Here is a 3,504-nt window from a genome sequence, read left to right as displayed (position 1 = left end):
GCCGAGCTCGCGCCGATATTCCCCTTTCGTTCTCCGGCACCACGCCTTATCACTGAAGGGCATGGTCGCGCCCTCCCCGCTCCCTCCCGCCTTCGAAGCCTGGTTCGCCGGCCGCGGCTGGAGCGTGCGCCCGCATCAGCTCGCATTGCTGGACGAGGCCCGCGCCGGTCGCTCGACGCTGCTGGTCGCACCGACCGGCGCCGGCAAGACGCTCGCCGGTTTCCTGCCCTCGCTCGTCGAGCTCGCCGAGCGCGGCGGAAAGCACGACGGTCTGCATACGCTCTACATCTCGCCGCTGAAGGCGCTCGCCGTTGACATCGCGCGCAACCTCGAAGCCCCCGTCCGCGAGATGGGCTTGCCGGTCACGATCGAGACCCGCACGGGCGACACCTCGGCGGCGAAGCGCACGCGCCAGATCCAGCGCCCGCCGGACATCCTGCTGACGACGCCGGAACAGCTCGCCTTGCTGGTTTCGCATCGCGACGCCGCACAGTTCTTCTCGTCCCTGCGTCGCATCGTGCTCGACGAACTGCACGCGCTCGTCACCTCGAAGCGCGGCGACCTGCTTTCGCTCGATCTCGCTCGCCTCAAGGCACTGGCGCCGCAGGTCTCCGCCGTCGGCCTCTCCGCGACGGTACGCGAGCCCGCCGATCTCCAGCGCTATCTCGGTGGCAGCGAGACGCCGGCCGGGCTTGTCACGGTCGCGGGCGGCGCCAAGCCGCGCATCGGCATCCTCGATACCGAGCGCAACCTGCCGATCGCAGGGCACACCACCTTGCATGCGATGGCGGAGGTCTATGAAGCCATCCGCGCGCACAAGCTCACGCTCGTCTTCGTCAACACGCGCATGCAGGCGGAATTCGCTTTCCAGGCTTTGTGGAACCTCAACGACGACAATCTGCCGATCGCGCTGCATCACGGCTCGCTCGACGCGCAACAACGCCGCAAGGTCGAGGCGGCGATGGCGGACGGACGGCTCAAGGCCGTGGTCTGCACCGCGACGCTCGATCTCGGCATCGACTGGGGCGATGTCGACCTCGTCGTCAATCTGGGCGCGCCGAAAGGGGCCAGCCGGTTGATCCAGCGCATCGGGCGCTCCAATCACCGCATGGACGAGCCCTCGGAGGCCCTGCTCGTGCCATCCAACCGCTTCGAACTGCTGGAATGCCGCGCCGCGCTCGAGGCCGTCCATGAGGCCGCGCAGGACACGCCGCCACCGCGCATCGGCGCGCTCGACGTGCTCGCCCAGCACGTGCTCGGCGTCGCCTGCTCTGATGGCTTCGAGGCCGATGCGCTCTATGAGGAGGTCTGCACCGCCTCGCCCTATGCCGATCTCACGCGCGAAGATTTCGACGCCGTCGTCAATTTCGTCGCGACCGGCGGCTATGCGCTGAAGAGCTATGAGCGCTTCGCCAAGCTCCGGCAGGACAAGGCCGGGCTCTGGCGCGCCAGCAATGCCCGCGTGATCCAGCAATACCGCATGAATGTCGGCACCATCGTCGAGGCGACGATGCTGAAGGTCCGGCTCGGCCGCGCACGGGCCGGCAAGCCGGGGCAGCCCGGCATGATCACGCGCGGCGGGCGCGTGCTCGGCGAGATCGAGGAGTATTTCGCCGAGACGATGGTGCCCGGCGACACCTTCGTCTTCGCCGGCGAGGTGCTGCGCTTCGAGGGCATCGTCGAGAACGAGGCGGTCTGCTCGCGCGCCGCCGCCGGCACCGATCCCAAGATCCCGTCCTATGACGGCGGCAAGTTCCCGCTCTCGACCTTCCTCGCCGCCCGCGTGCGCGCCATCCTGGGATCGCCAGCCCTCTGGCATACGCTTCCGGAGGAGGTCTCGGCCTGGCTGCATGCGCAGAAGCGCAAGTCGCAGCTGCCCAAGCCCGGCGAGTTGCTCGTCGAGACCTTTCCGCGCGGCGGGCGCTTCTATCTCGTCGCCTATCCGTTCGAGGGCCGCCTCGCCCACCAGACGCTCGGCATGCTGCTGACGCGGCGGCTGGAACGAGCCCGGATGCGCCCGCTCGGCTTCGTCTGCAACGATTACGGCATGGCCTGCTGGACGCTCGGCGACATGTCGGCCGCCATCGCGCGCGGTGCGCTCGATCTCGGCGAGCTCTTCGCTCAGGACATGCTCGGCGACGACCTCGAGGACTGGATGGCGGAATCGGCACTGATGAAGCGCACCTTCCGCTCCTGTGCGATCATCGCCGGGCTGATCGAGCGCCGCTTCCCCGGCCAGGAGAAGAGCGGCCGGCAGGTGACGATCTCGACCGACCTGGTCTACGACGTGCTGCGCCGGCACGAGCCAGACCATATCCTGCTCAAGGCGGCGCGCGCCGATGCGGCGACGGGCCTGCTCGACATTCGCCGGCTCGGTGAGATGCTGACACGGATCAGCGGCCGAATCGTGCATCAGCCGCTCGACCATGTCTCGCCGCTCGGCGTCTCCGTGATGCTCGAGATCGGGCGTGAAGCGGTCTATGGCGAAGCGGCGGACGAGATCCTGGCGGAGGCGGAGGCGATGCTGACGGAAGAGGCGATGGCGTGACCGTAACTGCGGCAGGGCTGGACAAGGGGCTGGCGCGAGCCAGCGAGGCCTTCATGCTGGGCCGGCTCGCGCTCGTCCCCGATCTCTCCGGCGCGCTCTGGCTACCGGAGGAACGCACGCTCGTCGTCGCCGACCTGCATCTTGAGAAGGGCTCGGCCTATGCGGCGCGCGGCGTGATGCTGCCGCCCTACGATTCGACCGCGACGCTGGCGGCGCTTGCCGCCGTCGTGCGACGCCAACAGCCGGCCCGCATCATCGCACTCGGCGACAGCTTCCACGATCGCGACGCCGAGAATCGCCTCACCGCATCGACGCTCGCGACGCTGCGCGAGCTGCAGACGGGCCGGGACTGGCTCTGGATCACCGGAAACCACGACCCGGCGATCAGCCGCGCAATGGGTGGCGACAGCGCCGAGACGATCATCCTCTCGGGCGTGACCTTGCGCCATGAGCCGGATGCGGCGGCAAACGGCCCGGAGATCGCCGGTCATCTCCATCCGACCGCGAAAGTCAGGATGCGCGGGCGCGCGCTGCGGCGGCGCTGCTTCGCGCTGTCGCGGCAACGCTGCGTGATGCCGGCAATGGGCGCCTATGCCGGCGGCCTCAATCTGCGGGACATCGCTTTCCGGCCGTTGTTCCGCGATGGCCTTAGCGCCCATCTCCTTGGCGACGGCCGGCTTTTCCGAATTGATCCACGGTTATTGTTGCCGGATTGAAAGAGCGGGTTGCGCCCGCCACGCGGTTGTGGCATCAGGGCGCCGCTTCGCAACGAAGCCGCGCCGCGAAAAGCCCCCGGGCAAGCGGTCGCGGATTGGCTGACGATGATGCTGCCGTAGCTCAGTGGTAGAGCACTCCCTTGGTAAGGGAGAGGTCGGGAGTTCAATCCTCCCTGGCAGCACCAGCCAACCCTCTGTTACCAAAGCGTTATTCCCCGCCGCGAGATAGCACCGCCGCCG

The 3,504-nt window shown here is 68.3% G+C and carries 2 protein-coding genes and 1 tRNA gene; all 3 read left to right on the top strand.

Going from position 1 to position 3,504, the window contains the following annotated elements; genetic code table 11:
- The first annotated feature begins 61 nt into the window (after positions 1 to 61).
- The 3 genes from ACIPIA_RS12430 (at position 62) to ACIPIA_RS12420 (ending at position 3,449) form a co-directional block, all read left to right on the top strand.
- Positions 62 to 2,548, top strand: coding sequence for a ligase-associated DNA damage response DEXH box helicase (locus ACIPIA_RS12430; RefSeq protein ID WP_400509950.1), 2,487 nt, complete (start codon positions 62 to 64; stop codon positions 2,546 to 2,548).
- 53 nt (positions 2,549 to 2,601) lie between these two features.
- The gene (gene pdeM / locus ACIPIA_RS12425) at positions 2,602 to 3,264 is read left to right on the top strand and encodes a ligase-associated DNA damage response endonuclease PdeM (RefSeq protein ID WP_400509948.1); all 663 of its coding nucleotides are present in this window, start codon (positions 2,602 to 2,604) and stop codon (positions 3,262 to 3,264) included.
- A gap of 110 nt (positions 3,265 to 3,374) precedes the next feature.
- Positions 3,375 to 3,449, top strand: a tRNA-Thr gene (locus ACIPIA_RS12420).
- Positions 3,450 to 3,504: the final 55 nt, after the last annotated feature.

Source organism: Allobosea sp. CER48 (assembly GCF_044752385.1).
In the GTDB taxonomy this organism is placed as follows: domain Bacteria; phylum Pseudomonadota; class Alphaproteobacteria; order Rhizobiales; family Beijerinckiaceae; genus Allobosea.
Note: the sequence above shows the minus strand (reverse complement) of the source record. Positions and strands in the feature narration are given on the sequence as shown.

Bases quoted from the DNA above. Each gene is read 5' to 3' on its own strand.
- ACIPIA_RS12430 (WP_400509950.1), top strand. From the start codon at position 62: ATGGTCGCGCCCTCCCCGCTCCCTCCCGCCTTCGAAGCCTGGTTCGCC.
- pdeM (WP_400509948.1), top strand. From the start codon at position 2,602: ATGCTGGGCCGGCTCGCGCTCGTCCCCGATCTCTCCGGCGCGCTCTGG.